The 22,543-nt window shown below is 58.9% G+C and carries 20 protein-coding genes; 2 read left to right on the forward strand and 18 right to left on the reverse strand.

Annotation, left to right across the window (positions count from 1 at the left end; translation table 11 throughout):
- The first annotated feature begins 59 nt into the window (after positions 1-59).
- Positions 60-398: a ferredoxin FdxA gene (gene fdxA, locus AC1DKH_RS08175; RefSeq protein ID WP_347910910.1), complete on the forward strand. Its 339-nt coding sequence runs from the start codon at positions 60-62 to the stop codon at positions 396-398.
- A 471-nt stretch (positions 399-869) separates the two neighbouring features.
- Here fdxA and rpoS read toward each other — a convergent pair whose 3' ends face one another.
- The 8 genes from rpoS to AC1DKH_RS08215 form a co-directional block, all read right to left on the reverse strand.
- Positions 870-1,877 carry an RNA polymerase sigma factor RpoS gene (gene rpoS, locus AC1DKH_RS08180; protein WP_477753004.1) on the reverse strand — a complete coding sequence of 336 codons (1,008 nt, stop codon included), beginning with the start codon at positions 1,875-1,877 and terminating at the stop codon, positions 870-872.
- A 105-nt stretch (positions 1,878-1,982) separates the two neighbouring features.
- Complete coding sequence (locus tag AC1DKH_RS08185; protein ID WP_477753005.1) at positions 1,983-2,840, reverse strand: peptidoglycan DD-metalloendopeptidase family protein; 858 nt, start codon at positions 2,838-2,840, stop codon at positions 1,983-1,985.
- Between the two features lie 212 nt (positions 2,841-3,052).
- On the reverse strand, positions 3,053-3,688 hold the full coding sequence (locus tag AC1DKH_RS08190) for a protein-L-isoaspartate(D-aspartate) O-methyltransferase (protein WP_177323574.1): 636 nt from the start codon (positions 3,686-3,688) through the stop codon (positions 3,053-3,055).
- A 41-nt stretch (positions 3,689-3,729) separates the two neighbouring features.
- Positions 3,730-4,479: a 5'/3'-nucleotidase SurE gene (gene surE, locus AC1DKH_RS08195; protein ID WP_008054064.1), complete on the reverse strand. Its 750-nt coding sequence runs from the start codon at positions 4,477-4,479 to the stop codon at positions 3,730-3,732.
- Entirely contained in the window at positions 4,467-5,525 is a 1,059-nt protein-coding gene (gene truD, locus AC1DKH_RS08200; RefSeq protein ID WP_477797910.1) for a tRNA pseudouridine(13) synthase TruD, read from the reverse strand. Before truD ends, surE begins: the two co-directional genes overlap by 13 nt.
- The gene (gene ispF / locus AC1DKH_RS08205) at positions 5,522-5,995 is read right to left on the reverse strand and encodes a 2-C-methyl-D-erythritol 2,4-cyclodiphosphate synthase (RefSeq protein WP_007970721.1); all 474 of its coding nucleotides are present in this window, start codon (positions 5,993-5,995) and stop codon (positions 5,522-5,524) included. Before ispF ends, truD begins: the two co-directional genes overlap by 4 nt.
- A 43-nt stretch (positions 5,996-6,038) precedes the next feature.
- A complete protein-coding gene (fghA, locus tag AC1DKH_RS08210; protein ID WP_477754887.1) occupies positions 6,039-6,884 on the reverse strand; it encodes an S-formylglutathione hydrolase in 846 nt (281 codons plus the stop codon).
- A gap of 8 nt (positions 6,885-6,892) precedes the next feature.
- On the reverse strand, positions 6,893-8,005 hold the full coding sequence (locus AC1DKH_RS08215; protein ID WP_477754886.1) for an S-(hydroxymethyl)glutathione dehydrogenase/class III alcohol dehydrogenase: 1,113 nt from the start codon (positions 8,003-8,005) through the stop codon (positions 6,893-6,895).
- A 107-nt stretch (positions 8,006-8,112) separates the two neighbouring features.
- On the opposite strand from AC1DKH_RS08215, the gene AC1DKH_RS08220 reads away from it, so the two are divergent.
- Positions 8,113-9,009 carry a LysR family transcriptional regulator gene (locus tag AC1DKH_RS08220; protein ID WP_477797911.1) on the forward strand — a complete coding sequence of 299 codons (897 nt, stop codon included), beginning with the start codon at positions 8,113-8,115 and terminating at the stop codon, positions 9,007-9,009.
- A 103-nt stretch (positions 9,010-9,112) separates the two neighbouring features.
- On the opposite strand, the gene ispD is transcribed toward AC1DKH_RS08220, so the two are convergent.
- From ispD to lpxB, 10 genes are all read right to left on the reverse strand, one after another.
- A complete protein-coding gene (ispD, locus tag AC1DKH_RS08225) occupies positions 9,113-9,820 on the reverse strand; it encodes a 2-C-methyl-D-erythritol 4-phosphate cytidylyltransferase (RefSeq protein WP_477797912.1) in 708 nt (235 codons plus the stop codon).
- Entirely contained in the window at positions 9,817-10,095 is a 279-nt protein-coding gene (ftsB, locus tag AC1DKH_RS08230; protein ID WP_007996937.1) for a cell division protein FtsB, read from the reverse strand. The genes ispD and ftsB overlap by 4 nt, the downstream gene beginning before the upstream one ends.
- Positions 10,096-10,265: 170 nt before the next feature.
- Positions 10,266-11,555 (reverse strand): phosphopyruvate hydratase, encoded by a 1,290-nt coding sequence (gene eno / locus AC1DKH_RS08235; protein WP_046041152.1) that lies wholly within the window; start codon positions 11,553-11,555, stop codon positions 10,266-10,268.
- Positions 11,556-11,727: 172 nt separating this feature from the next.
- Complete coding sequence (gene kdsA / locus AC1DKH_RS08240) at positions 11,728-12,573, reverse strand: 3-deoxy-8-phosphooctulonate synthase (RefSeq protein WP_007949350.1); 846 nt, start codon at positions 12,571-12,573, stop codon at positions 11,728-11,730.
- Between the two features lie 5 nt (positions 12,574-12,578).
- The gene (locus AC1DKH_RS08245) at positions 12,579-14,210 is read right to left on the reverse strand and encodes a CTP synthase (protein ID WP_223458857.1); all 1,632 of its coding nucleotides are present in this window, start codon (positions 14,208-14,210) and stop codon (positions 12,579-12,581) included.
- Between the two features lie 274 nt (positions 14,211-14,484).
- The gene (gene tilS, locus AC1DKH_RS08250) at positions 14,485-15,813 is read right to left on the reverse strand and encodes a tRNA lysidine(34) synthetase TilS (RefSeq protein ID WP_477797913.1); all 1,329 of its coding nucleotides are present in this window, start codon (positions 15,811-15,813) and stop codon (positions 14,485-14,487) included.
- A 132-nt stretch (positions 15,814-15,945) separates the two neighbouring features.
- On the reverse strand, positions 15,946-16,893 hold the full coding sequence (locus AC1DKH_RS08255; protein ID WP_477759816.1) for an acetyl-CoA carboxylase carboxyltransferase subunit alpha: 948 nt from the start codon (positions 16,891-16,893) through the stop codon (positions 15,946-15,948).
- Between the two features lie 139 nt (positions 16,894-17,032).
- Positions 17,033-20,554, reverse strand: coding sequence for a DNA polymerase III subunit alpha (dnaE, locus tag AC1DKH_RS08260; RefSeq protein WP_477759817.1), 3,522 nt, complete (start codon positions 20,552-20,554; stop codon positions 17,033-17,035).
- A gap of 218 nt (positions 20,555-20,772) precedes the next feature.
- On the reverse strand, positions 20,773-21,399 hold the full coding sequence (gene rnhB / locus AC1DKH_RS08265) for a ribonuclease HII (RefSeq protein ID WP_477755709.1): 627 nt from the start codon (positions 21,397-21,399) through the stop codon (positions 20,773-20,775).
- Between the two features lie 11 nt (positions 21,400-21,410).
- Positions 21,411-22,541 (reverse strand): lipid-A-disaccharide synthase, encoded by a 1,131-nt coding sequence (gene lpxB / locus AC1DKH_RS08270; RefSeq protein ID WP_477797914.1) that lies wholly within the window; start codon positions 22,539-22,541, stop codon positions 21,411-21,413.
- Positions 22,542-22,543: the final 2 nt, after the last annotated feature.

Here is a 22,543-nt window from a genome sequence, read left to right on the forward strand (position 1 = left end):
AACCTGGCGACCCCTACGAGAAGGGGCGCAGCAAGCCGCACCTGAGGAGAAAATTAGAAATGACCTTCGTCGTCACCGACAACTGCATCAAGTGCAAGTACACCGACTGCGTAGAAGTCTGTCCGGTGGACTGCTTTTACGAAGGCCCGAATTTCCTGGTGATCCACCCGGATGAGTGCATCGATTGCGCGCTGTGCGAACCTGAATGCCCTGCCGTGGCTATCTTCTCCGAAGATGAGGTTCCGGCCGGCATGGAAAACTTCATCGAGCTGAACGCTGAGTTGGCCGATATCTGGCCGAACATCACCGAGAAGAAAGAATCGTTGCCTGATGCAGAAGAGTTTGATCGCGTCATCAACAAATCTGTTGGCAACAAGCTCAAAGACCTCGAACGCTGATTACCCCCGCGTTCCTGTAAAAGGCCCCAAAAGGGCCTTTTTGCTTTTTTGCAGGCAAAAAAAGGGGCGGTTTGACCCGCCCACATTTTTTCCCTATTCCCTGTGTTCCTTTTCATCGTCCTGATGAATCGCGTCCTGCGATATCCATATCCCTCATCCTTGAAGGACGTGTCTGTCCGTCGACACAACCTGAATACTAGAGCTTTCCCCTGCGGGATCAATCGCCCCTTGGCGCGAATCCCAACTGTCACACATCATTAATAATAAAAAATAGTTATATAAATCAAAAAGATAAAGGCAAATAGCGCTCAACATAGGCGACTGCCAGAGTGTAAAAATAACGAACACTTACGCAAGAGTAAGCCAAGGCTTACAGCACGAAACCAAAATCCCGAGGGGATTCGATCCCCAGACCAGACAATAAAAAACCCCGAGCCGGTCGGGGTTTTTCATGCCATCGCAGTGAGCGCCTTATTGGAACAGCGACTCGCTCGACAGACCATTTTTTTCCAGGATCTCGCGCAGCCGCTTCAAGCCTTCCACCTGAATCTGTCTGACCCGTTCCCGGGTCAGGCCGATCTCCAGGCCCACATCTTCAAGGGTGCTGCTTTCATGACCGCGCAGGCCGAAGCGGCGTACTACCACTTCGCGTTGCTTGTCGGTCAGCTCCGAGAGCCATTGATCGATGCTCTGGGACAGGTCGTCGTCCTGCAACAGTTCGCATGGATCGGTTGGACGGTCGTCAGTCAGGGTATCAAGCAGGGTTTTATCCGAGTCCGGACCCAGCGAGACGTCGACCGAAGAAACCCGTTCGTTAAGGCCGAGCATACGCTTGACCTCTCCCACCGGCTTTTCCAGCAGGTTGGCGATTTCTTCGGGTGAGGGTTCATGGTCGAGTTTTTGCGTCAGCTCCCGCGCGGCCCGCAGGTACACATTCAGCTCTTTGACCACATGGATCGGCAACCGGATGGTCCGGGTCTGATTCATGATTGCGCGTTCGATGGTCTGGCGAATCCACCAGGTCGCGTAGGTCGAGAAGCGGAAACCGCGTTCCGGATCGAACTTCTCCACCGCCCGGATCAAGCCGAGGTTGCCCTCTTCGATCAGGTCCAGCAGCGACAACCCACGATTGACGTAGCGTCGGGCGATTTTCACCACCAGCCGCAGGTTACTTTCAATCATGCGTTTGCGCCCGGCCGGATCGCCACTTTGCGACAGGCGCGCAAAATGAACTTCTTCTTCGGGTGACAGCAGGGGAGAGAAACCAATTTCATTGAGATACAGCTGCGTGGCATCAAGTGCCCGCGTGTAGTCAATGTACTTGTGTTGTTTCAACGATGCGGAGTGTTTGGATTTGGCACGAACGGAAGGTGGAGCCGCCCCTTCATCATTCGACATCGGATCCATATCGATGCTGCTCTCCATCAGGAGAACCTCATCGTCGATGTCAAACTCCGGCACTTCTTTACTGAGAGCCATTGTTATAGTCCTTTGGTGAGTTCGACCTCAAGCTCAAGCGGCGCCTTTCTCCCTGGCAACGCTGGAGCCTGTCCCCTCTACGCGACGGAACAGGCTGGTAAGCGATCAACGACGTGGCAGGAATTGCAGCGGATCTACAGGTTTACCCTGGCGGCGAATCTCAAAATGCAGTTTCACCCGGTCTGTACCCGTTGACCCCATTTCGGCAATTGTCTGTCCGACCTTGACCTGCTGCCCCTCCCGAACCAACAGCCTGCGGTTATGTCCGTAGGCACTGACGTAGGTTTCACTGTGTTTGATGATCACTAATTCGCCGTAGCCCCTTAAGCCACTCCCGGCATACACCACCGTCCCATCAGACGCAGCTAAAACAGGCTGTCCCAAATCTCCGGCGATATCAATTCCTTTATTCAAACTACCGTTTGAAGAGAATTTCCCGATAAGAATGCCATTAGATGGCCATCCCCAGCCGGTCGGGGCTGGTCCGGGAGGGGGCAATGGAGCGGGTGCAGGCTTGTTCGCGACGGACGGTACAACCGTCGTTGTACTGGTGGTCGTACCGTTTGCCGAGCGACGGATGACCGTGGTTTTACTCGACGACGAAGGTGTTGAACTGGACGAACTGACCACCGCCGTCGACGTTGAATCAGTGCGACCATCAAAGCGAATCGTCTGACCCGGATGGATGGTGTAGGGCGCAGGAATGTTATTGCGTGCCGCCAGGGCCTTGTAGTCCCAGCCGTAACGAAAGGCGATGGAGAACAGGGTGTCCTTGGGCCGAACGACGTATTGTCCGGTGGTCACGACCGGTCGCTGTGGCGCGGCATTGTTGCGGTCCACGACACGAACATCGCTGGATTTGTTGCTGGAACAACCGACCAGCAAGGTGCTCAAGACAAGGCCAGTCACCAGGCGCTGAAAGCTCGTTTTACTCATTCGCTGCGCAATGACTGTGAGACTCACCCGCCGCTCCCTCTGTGGTGGCTGAAAATGTGAAATGCCGGAGTCCGGCAATGAACTGTCGCAAGTATAACGGGCCGTGCACGCTTTACCTTTAATGTAGCGAATCGGTGTCGCGCACACGTTTGCTGCCTGACGATGAATCCCGTTTAACCGCACGATGCCGCTGTAAGACAAAGGCAATCGCAGAGAATTCAGCGTGCCGAAACAAATGCTCAGGCCAGTGGCCCATTGAGCAATGGCACGAAGCGTACAGCCCCCAGAACATGCCTGGAAAAACCCTGCTCCTCGCGAATGATCAGCATCAATTGCTGGACTTCTCCGGACCCGACAGGGATCACCATTCGGCCTCCCGGTGCCAACTGGTCAAGCAATGCCTGGGGCACATCGGTCGCCACTGCAGTGACGATAATCCCGTTGTACGGCGCCAGTGCCGGCCAGCCCTCCCAGCCATCGCCCCAGCGGAACACCACGTTGCGCAGGTTCAGTTCGACCAGACGTTCCTTCGCACGATCCTGCAATACCTTGATGCGCTCGACCGAGAACACACGCTCGACGAGTTGCGACAGCACCGCCGTCTGATAACCCGAGCCGGTGCCGATCTCCAGCACCTTGTCGAGGGGACCTGCCTCCAGCAGCAGCTCGCTCATGCGCGCCACCATATATGGCTGGGAGATAGTCTGGTTATTGCCGATCGGCAGCGCTGTGTCTTCATAAGCACGATGCGCCAGCGCTTCGTCGACGAACAGGTGGCGCGGGGTCCGGCGAATGACCTCCAGCACCCTGGCGTTGGAGATACCTTCTTCGTACAGGCGCTGGATGAGCCGCTCGCGGGTTCGCTGGGAGGTCATGCCGATGCCGCGACGCAGCATATCGTCTTGTTCGCGACCCATCAGCGCAGTCCCTCCAGCCAGCCATCCAGACTTCTGAAGGCATCATTGAACGTGCGATCCAGTTGCAACGGCGTGATCGAAACATAACCCTGCATCACTGCATGGAAATCGGTACCCGGGCCACCGTCTTCGGCATCCCCGGCCGCCGCGATCCAGTAACCGGACTTGCCCCGCGGATCCACCACTTTCATTGGTGCCGCGGCACGGGCGCGATGGCCCAGGCGGGTCAACTGGATACCGCGGATACGGTCCAGCGGCAAATTGGGAATGTTCACGTTCAGTACCGTACGCGGTGGCAGATCCAGGTCAGCATGGGCTTCGACCAGTTTGCGCGCGAAATGGGCAGCTGTGGGAAGGTTGTCTACCTGGCGTGAGACCAGCGAAAAGGCAAACGAAGGGTGTTTCAGGAAACGCCCCTCAAGGGCCGCCGCCACCGTGCCGGAATACAGGACATCGTCCCCCAGGTTCGCGCCCAGGTTGATCCCGGAAACCACCATGTCCGCTTCGCGCTCCAGCAGGCCGTTGAGGCCCAGGTGCACGCAATCGGTGGGTGTGCCGTTGAGGCTGATAAAGCCGTTGGCCAGGGTTTGCGGGTGCAACGGACGGTCGAGCGTCAGCGAACTGCTGGCGCCGCTTTTGTCCTGGTCCGGGGCGATAACCACGCATTCGGTGTAATCCGCCAGCGCAGCATAAAGCGCGGCGAGACCGGGTGCGGTTACCCCATCGTCGTTAGAAATCAGAATACGCATGGGCTGTCCGTCTGCCCCACCGGCACCAGATCAACAAGCTCACGCACCAATACGGTGGCGAAGCATCCGGCCGGCAGGATGAATTCCAGTTGCAGAATGTCAGGCTCGGGATAATGCCACGTCAGCCCGCCAATGGGCAGCCGCAGGATGCGACGTTCGTGGCTCATACCGGCGTTGATCAACCAGTCACGCAAATCCGCTTCGCGTGCGGCGATGGCCTGCTCCAGTTCATGGACAACGCCCGTGGCCGGCGAGTCACCTTCGCCCCACTGCGGACCGGTCGGGTGCAGATCGAGAATCGCCAGGCGCGGGTCGCTGCACTCGGCTTCGCCTGCCGGGAAAAAGCTGCGGCTGTCGGTGAACGCCAGCAAATCGCCAACCTGGGCACGTTGCCAGGTGCCATCGGCAACACGTGCGGCCAGCACTTGATTGAACAGAAAACTGCGCGCCGTGGAAAGCAGACGCGAGCGCACATTGCGCTGCTCCGGCAAGGCCTTGCGCGCGGCCCAGGCGCGTGCGTCGACGACGTTGCCACCGTCATGGCCGAAACGCTGGGCGCCGAAATAATTGGGGATACCTTGTTTGGCAATCAGTTGCAGTCGCTGTTCAAGCGCAGGCTTGTCACCGGCGAATTGAGTCAGGCGCAACGTAAAACCGTTGGCTGAGTGCGCACCGCGTTGCAGTTTGCGCTTGTGACGGGCGGTCTTGAGGATCTTCAGCGTATCGTTTTGCGCGGCCGACAGATCGGGGTCGGCCTTGCCCGGCAGTTGCACGCTGAACCACTGGCGAGTCAACGCCTGACGATCCTTGAGCCCGGCATAGCTGACTGTGCGCAATGGCACACCTGCTGCCTTGGCAATCCGCCGTGCCGCTTCTTCTGTGTTCAGACCGCGCTTTTCCACCCAGATCCACAAGTGTTCGCCTTCGCCACTCAGGGGGATGTCGAGGACTTCGTCGACCTGGAAATCTTCCGCGATGGCTTTCAGTACCGCGGTGCCGAGGGGCTCACCATAGGCCCGCGGGCCGAGCAGTTGCAGTTCGTTCATGCGCGCAGCAACAAGGCAACGGAGTGCACGGCAATGCCTTCTTCGCGACCGACAAAGCCGAGCTTTTCGGTGGTGGTAGCTTTCACGTTCACTTGATCCAACTCTACTTGAAGATCCGCGGCAATCAGCGCGCGCATCGATTCGATATGCGGGGCCATTTTCGGCGCCTGGGCGACGATGGTGTTATCGACGTTGCCGACTTTCCAGCCTTTGGCATGGACCAGTGCAACGACATGACGCAACAGCGCACGGCTGTCGGCGCCCTTGAATTGCGGGTCGGTATCCGGGAAATGCTTGCCGATGTCGCCCAGCGCCGCGGCGCCGAGCAAGGCATCGCTCAAGGCGTGCAAGAGGACGTCACCGTCAGAGTGAGCGAGCAGCCCGAAGCTGTGTGCAATGCGCACGCCGCCCAGAGTGATGAAATCGCCTTCAGCGAAACGGTGCACATCATAGCCGTGGCCAATACGCATAAAAAAACGCCCCGATTTTTGTCAGGGCGTGATTCTACCTGCATTAGGCACCTAGAGCATGCGCGTGATGCCGCAAGTGATCGTCAATGAAACTGGCGATGAAGAAATAGCTGTGGTCATAGCCGGGTTGCAGACGCAACCTCAACGCATGACCGGCCAGTTTGGCCGCCTGTTGCAAGGCGTCCGGCTTGAGTTGGTTGGCGAGAAAATCGTCGCGATCGCCTTGGTCGACCAGCAGCGGCAGCTTTTCATCAGCCTCGGCAATCAACGCGCAGGCATCCCATTCGCGCCATTTCGAACGGTCCTCTCCCAGATAGCGGGAGAACGCTTTCTGCCCCCACGGACAATCCATCGGATTGTTGATTGGCGAGAACGCCGACACCGACAGATAGCGCCCCGGATTGCGCAATGCGCAGACCAGCGCACCGTGGCCACCCATGGAATGGCCACTGATGCCGCGCTTGTCCGACGCCGGGAAATGGGCTTCGACCAATGTCGGCAATTCCTGCACGACATAGTCATGCATCCGATAGTGGCGCGACCAGGGTTCCTGGGTTGCATTCAGGTAAAAACCGGCGCCGAGGCCGAAGTCCCAGGCGCCATCCGGATCGCCCGGCACATCAGGACCGCGAGGGCTGGTGTCCGGTGCGACGATGATCAGCCCCAACTCGGCGGCCATGCGCATGGCGCCGGCCTTTTGCATGAAGTTCTCGTCGGTGCAGGTCAGGCCGGACAACCAGTACAACACCGGCAGCTTGCCGCCCTGCTCCGCCTGTGGCGGCAGGTAGACGGCGAACACCATGTCACAACCGAGCACTTCCGAGCGATGGCGATAGCGTTTGTGCCAGCCGCCGAAGCTTTTCTGGCAGGAGATATTTTCCAGACTCATGACAGACCTCAGAAATGGATGACGGAGCGGATGCTTTTTCCTTCATGCATCAGGTCAAACGCCTTGTTGATATCTTCCAGGCCCATGGTGTGGGTGATGAAGGTATCCAGCGGAATCTCACCGGTCTCGGCCATTTCCACATAGCTCGGCAACTCGGTACGGCCGCGCACGCCGCCGAACGCCGAACCACGCCAGACGCGGCCGGTGACCAGCTGGAACGGACGGGTGGAGATTTCCTGACCGGCACCGGCAACACCGATGATGACCGACTCGCCCCAACCCTTGTGACAGCACTCCAGCGCTGCGCGCATCAGTTGCACATTGCCGATGCACTCGAAGGAAAAATCGACGCCGCCATCGGTCATGTCGACGATGACTTCCTGGATCGGACGATCGAAGTCTTTCGGGTTTACACAATCGGTAGCGCCCAATTGTTTGGCGATCTCGAACTTGGCCGGGTTGATGTCGATGGCGATGATCCGCCCTGCCTTGGCTTTGACCGCGCCAATCACAGCCGACAGACCGATGCCGCCCAGGCCGAAGATGGCGACGGTGTCACCCGGTTTGACCTTGGCGGTATTGATTACCGCGCCGATGCCAGTGGTGACGCCACAACCCAGCAGGCAGACTTTTTCCAGCGGTGCTTCTTTAGGAATTTTGGCGACGGAGATCTCTGGCAGCACGGTGTATTCGGAAAAAGTCGAGGTACCCATGTAGTGGAAAATCGTTTCGCCTTTGTAGGAAAAGCGCGAAGTGCCATCCGGCATCAAGCCTTTGCCCTGGGTCGCACGAATCGCCTGGCAGAGGTTGGTTTTGCCCGACAGACAGAATTTGCACTGACGGCATTCCGGGGTGTACAGCGGGATCACATGGTCGCCGACCGCAACGGAAGTCACGCCCTCGCCAATCGCTTCCACGATCGCCCCGCCTTCATGGCCGAGGATCGATGGGAAGATGCCTTCCGGGTCGGCACCGGACAATGTGTAGGCATCGGTATGGCAGACACCGGAGGCCACCACGCGCAGCAAGACTTCGCCGGCCTTGGGCATGGCGACATCGACTTCAACGATCTCGAGGGGCTTCTTGGCCTCGAAGGCAACGGCGGCGCGCGACTTGATCATGGTGACTCTCCAGTGAATAAAAACGAGACAGTGAGTGTAATACACGACTCAACGATGAATAATCGATGTAAATGCAAAATATTATTGCCGTACAGGGATAATCATTGATGTCCGAAAATCGCTGGGAAGGGATCGACGAGTTTGTCGCCGTTGCCGAGTGCAGCCAGTTCACCGCTGCCGCGCAACGCCTGGGGGTTTCTTCCTCCCATATCAGTCGACAAATCGTACGCCTCGAAGAACGTCTGCAAACCCGTCTGCTCTACCGCAGTACTCGCCGGGTCACGCTGACCGAAGCAGGGCAAACCTTCCTGCAACATTGCCAGCGTTTGCAGGACGGCCGCGAAGAGGCCTTGCGCGCGGTCGGTGACTTGACCAGCGAACCCAAGGGCATGCTGCGCATGACCTGCGCCGTGGCTTACGGCGAGCGCTTCATCGTGCCGCTGGTGACCCGCTTCATGGGGCTGTATCCGCAACTGCGCATCGACATCGAACTGACCAATCGTCAGCTTGACCTGGTGCACGAAGGCCTCGACCTGGCGATTCGCCTCGGGCGCTTGCAGGATTCACGACTGGTCGCCACCCGCCTCGCGCCGCGGCGCATGTTTCTCTGCGCGTCACCTTCTTACATTGAGCATTACGGTCGGCCGCACAGCCTGTCGGAACTCAGTCGCCACAACTGCCTCATCGGCAGTTCGGACCTCTGGCAACTGGAGCAGAACGGGCGGGAGTTTTCGCAAAGGGTGCAGGGAAACTGGCGTTGCAACAGTGGGCAGGCGGTACTGGATGCCGCGCTGCAAGGCGTAGGGCTGTGTCAGTTGCCGGACTATTACGTGCTGGAACATTTGAATAGCGGCGCGTTGATTTCGTTGCTGGAAGCAAATCAACCACCGAACACGGCGGTTTGGGCGCTGTATCCACAGCAGCGGCATTTGTCGCCGAAGGTGCGCAAGCTGGTGGATTTTTTGAAGGAGGGATTGGCTGAAAGGCAGGAGTACAGGATTTAAGATCAAAAGATCGCAGCCTGCGGCAGCTCCTACAGGATTTCGGGTGATCCGCAAATGGATGTCGTACCCGATCTCCGTAGGAGCTGCCGCAGGCTGCGATCTTTTAGCGACGATTGGCCCAACGCTGTCTCAACCATTCAAGGTCTTCAGGACGCGTAACCTTGAGGTTATCGGACCGCCCTTCGATCAGTCGCGGTGCCGAACCTGCCCACTCCATCGCCGAAGCTTCGTCAGTGATAACGGCATCGGCCACCAGACTGTCCGCCAAAGCCCGATGCAACGCCCCAAGGCGAAACATCTGCGGCGTGTAGGCCTGCCAGATCACGCTGCGATCCACGGTTTCGACCACACGACCGTGCTTGTCGACTCGCTTGAGCGTATCCCGAGCCGGAACCGCCAGCAGTCCGCCGACAGGATCGTCAGCCAGCTCAACCAGCAGCTTGTCCAGGTCGTCACGACTGAGGTTCGGCCGTGCGGCATCGTGAACCAGTACCCAATCCTCGTCATCAGCGCCCTGCGCATGCAGGTGCAGCAACGCATTGAGCACCGATCCGGAACGCTCGGTGCCACCCTCGACCCGGGCAATACGCGGATCATTGGCACACGCCAGGTTCGGCCAATAAGGATCGTCAACAGCAAGACTGACCACCAAGCCTTTCAGGCCTGGATGACCAAGGAAACAGCCGAGGCTGTGTTCGAGAATAGTGCGCCCGCCCAGTTGCAAGTATTGCTTGGGACGGTCCGCGGCCATACGGGCTCCGACGCCCGCGGCAGGAATCACGGCCCAGAAGGCCGGTAACGTCTGGTTCATTGCGCCAGCTGGTAAAGGGTTTCACCGTCCTTGACCATGCCCAACTCATGGCGAGCCCGCTCTTCAACGGTCTCCATGCCCTTTTTCAACTCGCTGACTTCAGCGTCCATCACCCGATTGCGCTCCAGCAACGCCTGGTTCTCAGCTTGCTGATCGGCAATCTGCTGAGTCAACTCGGCTACTTGCGCCAGGCTGCCATTACCCACCCACAGGCGGTACTGCAGGCCAGCGAGCAGCAGGAGCAAGACGAGGAACAACCAATTGGGACTGCGCATCGAATATCAGGTATCCAGTGAAAAAAGACAGCCATGCCAAAACGTGAAGCTTCTGATAGCACGAAGCCTGGAAGAACCAGGCTTGTGCTTGTAAGGCATCAGATTAGTGGCAAAAACGTCGCTGTAGCGATTTTTCCGACACAATCCGGTGTCTTTTTACCAGCAATCGATCAACCGCGGAACTCGCTGCGACCGTTGTACTTGGCTTTGCCGTTCAACTGCTCTTCGATACGCAGCAGTTGGTTGTACTTGGAAACGCGATCGGAACGGCACAGGGAGCCGGTCTTGATCTGGCCAGCCGAGGTGCCCACGGCCAGGTCGGCAATGGTCGAATCTTCGGTTTCGCCGGAGCGGTGCGAGATCACGGCAGTGTAACCGGCAGCCTTGGCCATCTGGATGGCTTCCAGGGTTTCGGTCAGGGTGCCGATCTGGTTGAACTTGATCAGGATCGAGTTGGCGATCTTTTTGTCGATGCCTTCTTTCAGGATCTTGGTGTTGGTGACGAACAGGTCGTCGCCTACCAGTTGGGTCTTCTCGCCGATCTTGTCGGTGAGGATCTTCCAGCCAGCCCAGTCGGACTCGTCCAGGCCATCTTCGATGGAGATGATCGGGTAACGCTCGGTCAGGCCTTTCAGGTAGTCAGCGAAACCTTCGGCGGTGAACACCTGGCCTTCGCCGGACAGGTTGTACTTGCCGTCTTCGTAGAATTCGCTGGCTGCGCAGTCCAGGGCCAGGGTCACGTCGGTGCCCAGCTTGTAACCGGCGTTAGCCACGGCTTCGGAGATCACTTTCAAAGCGTCTTCGTTGGAAGCCAGGTTCGGCGCGAAACCACCTTCGTCACCGACGGCAGTGCTCAGGCCACGTGCCTTCAGCACGGCTTTGAGGTGGTGAAAAATCTCGGTGCCCATGCGCAGACCTTCCGAGAAAGACTTGGCGCCAACCGGCTGAACCATGAATTCCTGGATGTCGACGTTGTTATCGGCGTGCTCGCCGCCGTTGATGATGTTCATCATCGGAACCGGCATCGAGTAAACACCCGGGGTGCCGTTCAGGTTGGCGATGTGAGCGTACAGCGGCAGGTCCTGGTCCTGTGCTGCTGCCTTGGCCGCGGCCAGGGAAACGGCGAGGATCGCGTTGGCGCCCAGGGAACCTTTGTTTTCAGTACCGTCGAGCTTGATCATTGCCAGATCGAGCGCTTTCTGGTCGCTTGGGTCCATGCCTTTCAACAGGTCGCGGATCGGACCGTTGATGTTGCCTACGGCCTTCAGAACGCCCTTGCCCAGGTAACGGCTCTTGTCGCCATCACGCAGCTCGAGCGCTTCACGCGAGCCAGTGGAAGCACCGGACGGCGCGCAGGCACTGCCGATGATGCCGTTGTCGAGAAGCACGTCCGCTTCCACGGTGGGATTGCCACGGGAGTCGAGAACTTCACGACCTTTGATGTCGACGATTTTAGCCATTGTTGTAAACACTCCAAAGTTGACGAAAACGCTTGGTACCGCTCGAATTATAACTTGTGGGTCATATTGCTTTTTGTAGGAGCTGGCTTGCCGGCGAAGGCGGTCTCAAAATCTCGACAAGACTTAAGGGCCCTTTCGCTGGCAAGCCAGCTCCTACAGGGAGAATTGAGGATTACGCGGTTTCTACCGTCGGAAAACTCTTCACCAGTTCGTCCAAAGCTTTGAGCTGGGCCAGGAATGGCTCCAGTTTGTCCAGGCGCAAGGCGCAAGGACCGTCGCATTTGGCGTTGTCCGGATCCGGGTGGGCCTCCAGGAACAGGCCGGCCAGGGACTGGCTCATGCCGGCCTTCGCCAGGTCGGTGACCTGGGCGCGACGACCGCCGGCGGAATCGGAGCGACCACCAGGCATTTGCAGCGCGTGGGTCACGTCGAAGAACACCGGGTATTCGAACTGCTTCATGATGCCGAAGCCAAGCATGTCGACGACCAGGTTGTTGTAGCCGAAGCTCGAACCACGCTCGCAGAGGATCAACTGATCGTTACCCGCTTCCACGCATTTGCTCAGGATGTGTTTCATTTCATGAGGTGCGAGGAACTGGGCTTTCTTGATGTTGATCACTGCACCGGTCTTGGCCATCGCGACCACGAGGTCGGTCTGGCGCGACAGGAAGGCTGGCAACTGGATGATGTCGCAGACTTCAGCGACGACCGCGGCCTGATCCGGCTCGTGGACGTCGGTGATGATCGGCACGCCGAAGGCTTGCTTGATGTCCTGGAAGATGCGCATGCCTTCTTCCAGGCCAGGACCACGATAGGAGGTCACAGAAGACCGGTTGGCCTTGTCGAAACTGGCCTTGAACACGTAAGGGATACCGAGCTTTTCGGTGACCTTCACATACTCTTCGCAAACCTGCATTGCCATGTCGCGGCTTTCCAGCACGTTCATGCCGCCAAACAGCACCATGGGCTTGTCGTTGGCAATCTCGATGTCGCCGACGCGGATGATCTTCTGTGCCATCGGGGTTACGCCTTCTTCTGGTGTTGAACCAACGCTGCCTTGACGAAACCGCTGAACAGCGGGTGACCGTCGCGTGGCGTCGAGGTGAACTCTGGGTGGAACTGGCAAGCGACGAACCATGGGTGATCCGGAGCTTCTACCACTTCAACCAGTGCGCCATCACCGGAACGACCGGAGATTTTCAAACCGGCTTCCATGATTTGCGGCAGCAGGTTGTTGTTCACTTCGTAGCGATGACGATGACGCTCGACAATCACGTCCTTGCCGTAGCAACCGTGGACCAGGGAACCCGGCTCCAGCAGGCAATCCTGCGCGCCCAGGCGCATGGTGCCGCCCAGATCGGAGGTTTCGGTACGGGTTTCGACGGCACCGGTGGCATCTTCCCACTCGGTGATCAGGCCCACGACCGGATGACCGCTTGCACGATCGAACTCGGTGGAGTTGGCGTCTTTCCAGCCCATCACGTTACGTGCGAACTCGATAACGGCCACTTGCATGCCCAGGCAGATGCCCAGGTACGGAACCTTGTTTTCGCGAGCGTATTGAACGGCAGTGATCTTGCCTTCAACGCCACGCAGACCGAAGCCGCCAGGTACCAGGATTGCATCGACGCCTTCCAGCAGTGCGGTGCCCTGGTTTTCGATGTCTTCAGAGTCGATGTAGCGCAGGTTGACCTTGGTACGATTGCTGATGCCGGCGTGACTCATCGCTTCGATCAGCGACTTGTAGGCGTCCAGCAGTTCCATGTACTTGCCGACCATGGCGATGGTGACTTCGTGCTCAGGGTTGAGCTTGGCGTCGACCACGGCTTCCCACTCGGACAGATCGGCACCGCCGCATTGCAGGCCGAAACGCTCGACGACGAAATCGTCCAGGCCCTGGGAGTGCAGGATGCCCGGGATCTTGTAGATGGTGTCGGCGTCTTCCAGGCCGATCACCGCACGCTCTTCAACGTTGGTGAACTGCGCGATCTTGCGACGCGAGGAAATATCGATCGGGTGATCGGAGCGGCACACCAGCACGTCTGGTTGCAGGCCGATGGAACGCAGTTCCTTCACCGAGTGCTGGGTTGGCTTGGTCTTGGTTTCGCCGGCAGTGGCGATGTACGGCACCAGTGTCAGGTGCATCAGCATCGCGCGCTTGGCGCCGACTTCGAAACGCAGTTGGCGGATCGCCTCGAGGAACGGTTGCGACTCGATGTCACCCACGGTGCCACCGATCTCGACCATTGCCACGTCAGCGTCGCCCGCACCCTTGATGATGCGGCGCTTGATTTCGTCGGTGATGTGCGGGATCACCTGGATGGTTGCACCCAGGTAGTCACCACGGCGCTCTTTGCGCAGGACGTGTTCGTAGACACGGCCGGTGGTGAAGTTGTTGTTCTGGGTCATGGTCGTGCGGATGAACCGCTCGTAGTGGCCCAGGTCCAGGTCGGTCTCGGCGCCGTCGTGAGTGACGAACACTTCACCGTGCTGGAACGGGCTCATGGTGCCCGGGTCGACGTTGATGTACGGGTCCAGCTTCAGCATGGTGACCTTAAGTCCCCGCGCCTCCAGGATGGCCGCCAATGATGCCGATGCAATGCCTTTCCCCAATGAAGAAACAACACCGCCCGTGACGAATATGTAGCGCGTCATGAAAAACCCTAGAAGTCTGCGTTAAAGCGGTCCGAGCCGCCGGGGAAAGCGAAGGAAGGCCGAAGCCCCCGATCACCTGCATTAATCACAGCGCACCTTTCAAAAAAACCGCCGCGTTGGGACAGACCGGAAAATGAAACACCGGTTCGTTGCTCGCTACACATTTTTTGGAATCGCCCAGCAAAGACTGCTTGGTAATCGGCAACTCCTGCAATTCAGGCGAATCCACAGAAGTTGTATCAAGAAGGGAGCGTAGTCTACCGGAAAGCCCCTTTCAGCTCAAACCTTGATCTTCGTTCAGTGGCTGCCAATGCAAATGCCAGTCGCCGAGCGCACCACCATCGAGCCCCTTGAGGTTCGCTACCGCCAGCAGTTTCCCGTCTTTGTAGAGCAGCGGCAATCTGCCGCGTACGAAGGACGGTACACCGCTTTCATTGAGCAAACGTTTCAGGTCCCGATGGCCGCGGCCTGGCAAAACCATGACCTCTCCCCCTTCACGATAGCGGATCTGTAAGGGGCCATCGGGGATTTGGCCGGTGACACTCAGTACACCGTTATCCGGCAATATCAGCGGTGATACCGGACTTTGCCACGCTCCAGCAGAGGGCGCAGTGCGCAACCAGCAACCGGAAAGCCACCAGATGCGCCCGCCCGCCCGATGCAGTTCGCCATCGGCCAGCCGCCACACCGGGCAGGCATCGCCGTTGGCGTCGCGCAAATTCTCCCAACCCGACCAATGGTCAGTATCCGGCAAGCGAGTCAGCGGATCGAGCCAATGACTCAAGGCATTGCGCTGCCGGGCAACAGACAATTGCGCAAGCGGCGCCAGTTCAAGGGATCGCAAGCCCAGCCAGGCCAACTCACTGGCAGAGCTGGCCTCACGCAAATCCATGTCCGCCAGTTCTTCGAGCAACCCCTGCGCTTGCGTCAAATGCGCCGCGCTGCGGGCCATGGTCGCCACCGCTTGTGGCCAGCGCTGGATCAGCACGGGGAAGACTTGATGCCTAAGGTAATTGCGCGAGTACTGCCGATCCTGGTTCGAGGGATCTTCAATCCAGCTCAAGCCATGCGCACTGGCATAAGCCTCCAGTTCAGCCCGCGTGACATCGAGCAATGGCCGCAGCAAATGCCCCTTGCCCAACGGGCGCTGACGCGGCATCCCGGACAATCCGCGCACGCCCGCTCCGCGCAACAGGCGAAACAACAGGGTTTCCGCCTGATCGTCGCGGTGCTGGGCAGTCAGCAGCACTTCACCGGGCCGAGTCACTTCGGTGAACGCGAGATAACGCGCGTCCCGGGCCGCACGCTCCAGACTGGCACCGGGCTGCACCTGTACACGAACAATCTGCAACGGGACGCCCAGCGCAGCACACACAGAACGACAATGCTCCGGCCACGCATCGGCCACGGCTTGAAGGCCGTGATGAACGTGGATGGCGCTCAGCGCCGGCAGGGATTCGGTTTTTGCGAGGTGTGCAAGAAGGTGCAGCAGGACGGTGGAGTCCAGGCCGCCAGAGAAGGCGACGCGCCAGGTCGCAGCATTGCGCCACGAGACCAGGTTCTGCAGGAGTCTGGCTGACAGATCAACATTGGACCGACTCATATCCGCCACCTTGCGCAAATCAAATGTGGGAGCGAGCTTGCTCGCGATTGCGATCGAACATTCAACATATCTGTTGGCAGTTACACCGCTATCGCGAGCAAGCTCGCTCCCACAGGGGTATTGCGTGGTCGATTACAGGCCGTAGCTCATCAGACGCTCATAACGACGGGTCAGCAGCGCGTCGTTATCGAACTTCTTCAGCATCGCCAGTTGCGAACTCAACTCGGCGCGGATCGATGCGGCTGCGGCGCCCGGATCGCGGTGCGCGCCGCCCAATGGCTCGCCAATCACCTTGTCCACGATGCCAAGGCCCTTGAGGCGCTCGGCGGTGATGCCCATCGCTTCTGCGGCATCCGGTGCTTTCTCGGCGGTTTTCCACAGAATCGAAGCGCAACCTTCCGGCGAGATCACCGCGTAGGTCGAGTACTGCAACATGTTCAACTGGTCGCAGACACCGATCGCCAGTGCACCACCAGAACCACCTTCACCGATCACGGTGGCGATGATTGGGGTTTTCAGACGAGCCATGACCCGCAGGTTCCAGGCGATCGCTTCGCTCTGGTTACGCTCTTCGGCGTCGATGCCAGGGTAGGCGCCCGGGGTGTCGATGAAGGTCAGGATCGGCATTTTGAAACGCTCGGCCATTTCCATCAGACGGCAAGCCTTACGGTAGCCTTCCGGACGTGGCATGCCGAAGTTGCGGCGAACTTTCTCGCGCACTTCACGGCCCTTCTGGTGACCGATGATCATCACCGGCTGGTCGTCCAGACGGGCAATGCCGCCAACGATGGCAGCGTCGTCGGAGAAGTGACGGTCACCGTGCAACTCGTCGAACTCGGTGAAGATGTGTTCGATGTAGTCCAGGGTATACGGACGTTTCGGGTGACGCGCCAGACGTGCGATCTGCCAGCTGGTCAGCTTGCCGAAAATGTCTTCGGTCAGCGTTTTGCTCTTGTCCTGCAGGCGGGAGATCTCATCGCCGATATTCAGCGAATTGTCATTACCGACCAAGCGCAACTCTTCGATCTTGGCTTGCAGGTCGGCGATCGGCTGTTCGAAATCTAGAAAATTCGGGTTCATAGGCGTCCGTCTTGGGTCGAGTCCCAAGGGATCTTGGGCCGGCCGGTTGTCTATTCGCGCCCTACCTTAAGGGAGAGGCGCGTTAAGGTCGAGATTAAAAATTCAGGTTGCGGGCAGGCGTTCTGATATCACCTGCCGGTCAACGGTATTGGAGGAAGACGTTGTCTCGCCCGAACTGGTCACGCAGGGCTTGAATCAACGCATCCGCCGGATCGATCCGCCAGCCTTCGCCGAACTGCAACAAGGCCTTCGCATCAGGGCTGGTGTAATCCATGGTGATCGGGCACGCACCACGGTGACGCTTCAACAGTTCACCCAGCCAGCGTAGCTGATCGCCCTTGAGGTCCTTGGCATGCAACTTCAGGCGCAGGCTTTCGGCCAGGTTGGTGCGCGCATCTTCCATGCTCATCACCCGCTTGACCCGCAACTTCAGGCCACCGGAGAAGTCGTCATTGCTGACCTCGCCTTCGACCACCACCATCGCGTCGGTCTGCAACAGCGACTGCGCGGAGTGGAATGCCTCGGAAAACAGCGAGGCCTCGATCCGTCCTGAGCGGTCGTCGAGGGTGATGAACCCCATCTTGTCGCCCTTTTTGTTCTTCATCACCCGCAAGGCGATGATCATCCCGGCGACCGTCTGGGTATCGCGCGCCGGTTTCAGGTCGATGATGCGCTGACGGGCAAAGCGACGGATTTCACCTTCGTACTCGTCGATCGGGTGACCGGTCAGGTACAGGCCGAGGGTATCTTTCTCCCCTTTCAGGCGCTCCTTGAGGGTCAGCTCCTTGGCCTTGCGGTGATTGGCGTAGACGTCAGCGTCTGCTTCGACAAACAGACCGCCGAACAGGTCGGAGTGACCGCTGTCCTGGGTGCGTGCAGTTTGTTCGGCCGCCTTGATCGCTTCTTCCATGGCCGTCAGCAGCACCGCGCGATTGCGGTCGATGTTGGCCTGGTAGGCTTTCTGCTCATCGTGGAAATACGGCCCGAGGCGATCCAGCGCGCCGCTGCGGATCAAGCCGTCGAGGGTGCGCTTGTTGATGCGCTTGAGGTCGACCCGGGCGCAGAAATCGAACAGATCCTTGAACGGACCGGCCAGACGCGCTTCGGTGATCGCCTCGACCGGGCCCTCACCCACGCCCTTGATGGCACCCAGGCCGTAAATGATCCGGCCTTCGTCGTTCACCGTGAACTTGAATTCGGACGTGTTCACGTCCGGCGCGTCGAGACGCAGCTTCATGGTCCGCACTTCTTCGATCAAGGTCACGACCTTGTCGGTGTTGTGCATATCCGCCGAAAGTACCGCGGCCATGAACGGCGCCGGGTAATGCGCTTTCAGCCATGCGGTCTGGTACGACACCAGGCCATAGGCGGCGGAGTGGGATTTGTTGAAGCCGTAACCGGCGAACTTTTCCACCAGGTCGAAAATGTTACCGGCGAGGTCCGCATCGATGTTGTTGGTGGCGCAACCTTCAATGAAGCCGCCGCGCTGCTTGGCCATTTCCTCGGGTTTTTTCTTACCCATGGCTCGACGCAGCATGTCCGCACCACCGAGGGTGTAACCGGCCATGACCTGGGCAATCTGCATCACCTGTTCCTGGTACAGGATGATGCCGTAAGTCGGTGCCAGCACCGGTTTGAGGCCTTCGTACTGGTAGTCCGAGTGCGGATACGCCAGCTCGGCGCGGCCGTGCTTACGGTTGATGAAGTCGTCCACCATGCCCGATTGCAGTGGGCCCGGACGGAACAGTGCCACCAGTGCGATCAAGTCTTCCAGGCAGTCGGGCTTGAGCTTTTTGATCAGCTCTTTCATGCCCCGGGATTCAAGCTGGAACACGGCCGTGGTTTCGGCTTTTTGCAGCAAGGTGTAGGTCGGTTTGTCATCCAGCGGGATGAACGCGATATCCAGCGGCGGTTCGTTGACCTTGGCGCGGTCGCGGTTGATGGTTTTCAGTGCCCAGTCGATGATCGTAAGGGTCCGCAGGCCGAGGAAGTCGAACTTCACCAGGCCGGCAGCTTCAACGTCATCCTTGTCGAACTGGGTTACCAGGCCGTCACCGGCCTCGTCGCAATAGATCGGCGAGAAGTCGGTCAGCTTGGTCGGCGCGATCACCACACCACCGGCGTGCTTGCCGACGTTACGCACAACGCCTTCGAGCTTTCGGGCCATCTCCCAGATTTCCGCGGCCTCTTCATCGACCTTGATGAAGTCGCGCAGGATCTCTTCCTGCTCGTAGGCCTTTTCCAGGGTCATGCCGACTTCGAACGGAATCATCTTCGACAGACGATCCGCCAGGCCATAGGACTTACCCTGCACCCGCGCCACGTCGCGGACCACAGCCTTTGCCGCCATGGAGCCGAAGGTGATGATCTGGCTTACCGCGTTGCGGCCGTACTTCTCGGCCACGTAGTCGATCACCCGGTCACGACCGTCCATGCAGAAGTCGACGTCGAAGTCGGGCATCGATACCCGTTCCGGGTTGAGGAACCGTTCGAACAGCAGGTCGTATTCCAGCGGGTCGAGGTCGGTGATCTTCTGTACGTAGGCCACCAGCGATCCGGCACCCGATCCACGGCCAGGGCCCACCGGTACGCCGTTGTTCTTGGCCCACTGGATAAAGTCCATCACGATCAGGAAGTACCCGGGGAACCCCATCTGGATGATGATATCCAGCTCGAAATTCAGCCGGTCGACATAGACCTGACGCTTGGCCTCGTAGTCTTCGGTGGTGTCCTTGGGCAGCAGAACGGAAAGGCGCTCTTCCAGGCCGTCGAAGGACACCTTGCGGAAGTACTCGTCGATGGTCATGCCATCGGGGATCGGGAAGTTGGGCAGGAAGTGCGTGCCCAGCTTCACTTCGATGTTGCAGCGCTTGGCGATCTCGACAGTGTTTTCCAGCGCCTCGGGAATATCGCTGAACAACTCGGCCATTTCCTCGGCGCTTTTGAGGTACTGCTGATCGCTGTAATTCTTCGAACGCCGCGGATCGTCGAGGGCGCGGCCCTCACCGATGCACACGCGGGTTTCGTGGGCGGCGAAGTCTTCCTGCTTGATGAAGCGCACGTCATTGGTCGCCACCAGCGGCGCACCGAGCTTCTCGGCCAGCGCCACGGCGCCGTGCAGCTGTTCTTCATCGTTCGGGCGGTTGGTTCGCTGGATTTCCAGGTAGAAACGATCCGGAAACACGTCCATCCATTCGCGGGCAAGGGTTTCGGCCTCGGCGGAGTTGCCGCTGAGCATGGCCTGGCCGATCTCGCCTTCTTTGGCCGCCGACAGCATGATCAAGCCCGCATTGGCTTCAGCGACCCATTCGCGCTCGATGATGATCGCGCCATTGCGCTGACCATCTATATAGCCGCGGGAAATCAGTTCGGTGAGGTTGCGATAGCCTTCGGCGTTCATCACCAGCAGGCTGATCCGGCTCAGCGGGTTGTCCGGATCCTTGTTCGACAGCCACAGGTCGGCGCCGCAGATCGGCTTGATCCCGGCACCCATGGCGTTTTTATAGAATTTGACCAGGGAACACATGTTGTTCTGGTCGGTGACCGCTACGGCAGGCATGTTCATGCCGACCAGGGTCTTGACCAGCGGCTTGATCCGCACCAGACCGTCGACCAGGGAGTATTCAGTGTGCAGGCGTAGGTGAACGAATGAAGCCGGCATAGTGATCCTGCGTATATTCATGAAAACAACAAAGCCCGGAAATCCGGCGCTTTAAAGCTACTTCACTTGGTAATACTGCGTTGAACGGCAGCTCGAAATGCTCATTGACTAAAGTCAACTCCGCTTTCTCGCTGCCGTTCGCCTTGTCTTACCTGCGCTCGTGACGCTTTAAAGAGCCGGATTGTACCGGGCCTTGGTAAAAAAAATCAGCCTCGCGACTAACTCTCGATGAGACCTTCCCGCGCCTCATACGCCAGCCGCACCGGAGCAAACGAACGCCGGTGAATCGGGGTCGGCCCAAGTCGTGCCAGCGCTTCCAGATGAACGGGCGTCGGGTAGCCTTTATGCCCGCCGATACCGTAACCCGGATAAATCAATTCGAACGCAGCCATTTCTCGGTCGCGACTGACCTTGGCCAGAATTGATGCGGCAGCGATGGCTGGAACCTTGCTATCGCCCTTGACCACGGCTTCGGAGCGCATCGGCAGTTTCGGGCAACGGTTGCCGTCGATCATCGCCAGTTTCGGCTGGACATGCAGCCCGGCGACCGCACGCTGCATGGCCAGCATGGTGGCGTGCAGGATATTGAGTTCGTCGATTTCTTCGACTTCGGCGCGAGCGATACACCAGCTCAGGGCTTTTTCGCAGATTTCGTCGTAGAGCTTTTCGCGGCGGGCTTCGGTGAGTTTCTTCGAGTCGTTCAGGCCGAGGATCGGGCGGTTCGGATCAAGGATCACCGCTGCTGTCACTACCGCACCACAGAGCGGGCCGCGACCGACTTCATCGACACCGGCAACCAACTCTTCGACTTGCGCGACCAAGGTGAAATCCAGCCCCATCTGCATGCTTGTTTTACTCATTTAACTTGGCCGATCAGGTTCAGAACTGCGTCCGCAGCCTGGTTGGAGGCATCCAGACGCAGGGTCCGGTGAATCTCATCAAAGCCACGGGTCTGCTCTTCACCACCTTCGATCAGCGGTGACAAGGTCTGGGCCAGCGCTTCGACCGTGGCATCGTCCTGCAACAACTCGGGTACCAACAGACGCTGGGCCAACAAGTTCGGCAATGAAATGTAGGGGCTTTTCACCATGCGCTTGAGAATCCAGAACGTCAGCGGCGCCAGACGGTAGGCAACCACCATCGGCCGCTTGTACAGCAATGCTTCAAGCGTTGCGGTTCCGGAGGCAATCAGCACGGCGTCGCAGGCTGCCAGGGCCAGATGGGAGTTGCCATCGAGCAAGGTCAGCGGCAGATCACGACCGGCCAGCAACTCCTCCAACTGAGCCCGGCGCTGCGGACTGGCGCAAGGCATGACAAACCGCACGCCCGGGCGCAACGCACGCAAGCGCTGGGCGGTATCAAGGAACAACGCGCCGAGTCGGCCAACTTCACCACCGCGGCTGCCGGGCATCAACGCCACCAGCGGCCCGTCAGGCAAACCAAGTTCGGCCCGCGCTGCGGTGCGATCGGCTTCGAGTGGAATGGCGTCGGCCAGGGTATGACCGACGAACCGCACCGGTACGCCCTTCTCTTCGTAGAATTTAGCTTCGAACGGGAATAGCGTGAGCATCAGGTCGCAACCTTCGCGAATCTTCAGCACCCGTTTCTGCCGCCAGGCCCAGACCGACGGGCTGACGTAATGCACGGTCTTGATCCCGGCTTGACGCAGCTTGAGTTCGATATTGAGGTTGAAGTCTGGCGCGTCGATACCGATGAACACATCGGGTTTCGCGTCGATCAGGTCGGCGACCAGCTTCTTGCGCCGTGCCAGCAACTCGCGTAACCGGCCCAGCACTTCCACCAGGCCCATGACGGACAGACGTTCCATCGGGAAATATGGGGTCAGGCCTTCAGCCTGCATCAACGGACCACCCACACCGATGAACTCGACAGCCGGGTGACGAGCCTTGAGCGCGCGCATGAGACCCGCACCCAGAATGTCACCGGAAGCCTCACCCGCTACCAGCGCAATACGCAGATTGGCCATGA

This window comes from Pseudomonas sp. 05L36, from assembly GCF_056398125.1.